This is a genomic window from Niastella soli (assembly GCF_017742245.1).
Taxonomy (GTDB): Bacteria; Bacteroidota; Bacteroidia; order Chitinophagales; family Chitinophagaceae; genus Niastella; species Niastella soli.
The window spans coordinates 1-613 of the sequence record NZ_JAGHKO010000012.1; the positions used below are offsets into that span (position 1 = coordinate 1).

Here is a 613-nt window from a genome sequence, read left to right on the forward strand (position 1 = left end):
CAGACCCTAACCAAACTTACAGGGCTCCCCGTAATGAAGCAGAACAGGCACTTGCTGCTATTTGGCAGGAACTGCTGGGCGTAGAGCAGGTTGGTATCGATGACAACTTCTTTGAACTGGGCGGAGACTCGATCATCACCATTCAGGTTGTAAGCCGTGCAAGAAAACAGGGATACATACTACAGGTAAGCGACCTGTTCTCCAGCCAGACCATTGCCCAGCTCGCTGCCCTGATAACCTCACAGCAAACGAACGACAACAAAACACAAACGGAACAGGGGCTGTTAAGTGGTCCCGTCCGATTGCTGCCCATTCAACAATGGTTCCTCGGTCAGGACCAGGGCGGCATCAATCATTACAACCAGGACGTTTTACTACAAATCGATAAAAGTATTACCGGCGAAGAATTAAATACGGTGCTGCGCTTTTTAGTAGCACACCACGATGGTCTTCGCATGCGCTACCAGCAAAGTGAAAACCAGTGGCTGCAGGAATATGGCAGCTGTCAGCCCTCCATTCAGTTGTATGAGATAGAGGCAGCCGATGAACAATCAGCAGCCGCTGCTATCAATAATATAGGAACATCGGTCCAGCAAAGCCTGGATATAACATC

1 protein-coding gene is annotated in these 613 nt (G+C 49.4%); it reads left to right on the forward strand.

All coding sequences use genetic code 11. The features are described 5' to 3' along the window. The coding region (locus tag J7I42_RS29090) for a phosphopantetheine-binding protein (protein ID WP_209142901.1) at positions 1 to 613 on the forward strand (613 nt) is incomplete at both ends.